Here is a 1,470-nt window from a genome sequence, read left to right as displayed (position 1 = left end):
CAATGCGTGCCCCTCCCCTCAAGGGGGAGGGGCACGCATTGTGCTTGTGGCACTATCCTGCCCTATCCACCGGCTGTCATCCCGGCGAAGGCCGGGATCCAGCCCTGACGCTATCCATATGCACGAAAAGAGCGGCTGTGTACTCCCTGCCCCATCCACACACCTTGCGGCTGGCGAACCATCTCAGGATGGGCCCCGGCATGCGCCGGGGTGACATCGGAGGGGTGGACGTGGCGGTGCAGGAGCCGCAGCGCCGATATGGATGGTTCCGGCTGGCAGCGGCCGTCGGAAGCGCATAAATAGGCGCCATGAGCCAGTCCCTCCTTGCCGAACTCGAGGCGCGCGCCAGGGCGCTCGGCTTCGACGCGTTCGGCGTCGCGCGCGCCGATGCCCGGCCGGACCTGCCCGGCAAGCTCGCGGCAGCGCTCGCAGCCGGCTGGCATGGCGACATGGAGTGGATGGAAGAGACCGCCGAACGCCGCGCCAGCCCCGAAGGGCTGTGGCGCGAAGCGCGCTCGGTGATCCTGCTGGGCCTCAACTATGGCCCCAAGGACGACCCGCTGGCCCTGCTTGAAGAAAAATCGCTGGGCACGATCTCGGTCTATGCGCGCAACCGCGACTACCACGACGTCATCAAGGGCAAGCTGAAGGACCTGGCGGGACTTCTCGCCCGGCGCTCGGGGGAAGAGGTCAAGGTCTTCGTCGACACCGCCCCGCTGATGGAAAAGCCCCTGGCCGAGGCCGCGGGCCTGGGCTGGCAGGGCAAGCACACGGTGCTGGTCAGCCGGCAATTCGGCTCCTGGCTCTTCCTCGGCGCGATCCTGACCAGCGCCGAATTGCCCGTCAGCGAGCCGCACGAGGAGAGTTGCGGCTCCTGCCGGCGCTGCCTCGACATCTGCCCGACCGACGCGTTCCCCGCCCCCTTCCAGCTCGATGCGCGCCGGTGCCTCGCCTACCTCAACATCGAGCACAAGGGGCCGATCCCGCTCGAATTCCGGGCGCCCATGGGCAACCGCATCTACGGGTGCGACGATTGCCTGGCCATCTGCCCGTGGAACAAGTTCGCCAGCGTCACCCGCGAGGCCAAGCTCGCCGCGCGCGAGGATTTGGAGCGTCCGGCGCTCGCCGACCTCGTACGGCTCGACGATGCGGGGTTCCGCGCGCTCTTTTCCGGCTCGCCAATCAAGCGCATCGGCCATGCGCGCTTCCTGCGCAACGTCCTCATCGCCATCGGCAACAGCGGCGACCTCGACCTGTCGCCGCTTGCCGAGGAGCGCCTTGCCGATCCCGACCCGCTGGTGCGCGGCGCGGCGGTGTGGGCGGTGCGGCGGCTGGCGCCGGAGCGGTCGCGCGAACTCGCCCTTGCCTATCTGCCCGAGGAAGGCGATACGAGCGTGCGGCAGGAGTGGACGCAGGACCTCCATATTGTCTCAGGTTTTGGCTGAAGCGGACCGGGGGAGGGGTCGGGGG

At 68.7% G+C, this 1,470-nt stretch carries 1 protein-coding gene; it reads left to right on the top strand.

Translation table 11 applies throughout. The annotated features are described in order from the left end of the window. Positions 1–308: 308 nt before the first annotated feature. Positions 309–1,445 carry a tRNA epoxyqueuosine(34) reductase QueG gene (queG, locus tag VE25_RS19925; protein WP_046110430.1) on the top strand — a complete coding sequence of 379 codons (1,137 nt, stop codon included), beginning with the start codon at positions 309–311 and terminating at the stop codon, positions 1,443–1,445. The last annotated feature ends 25 nt before the right edge of the window (positions 1,446–1,470 follow it).

It is taken from the genome of Devosia geojensis (assembly GCF_000969415.1).
Classification (GTDB): Bacteria; Pseudomonadota; Alphaproteobacteria; order Rhizobiales; family Devosiaceae; genus Devosia; species Devosia geojensis.
This window is presented reverse-complemented; position numbering and strand designations above follow the sequence as displayed.

What these genes read in the sequence shown, in the direction of transcription:
- queG (WP_046110430.1), top strand. Translation starts at nt 309, where the DNA reads ATGAGCCAGTCCCTCCTTGCCGAACTCGAGGCGCGCGCCAGGGCGCTC.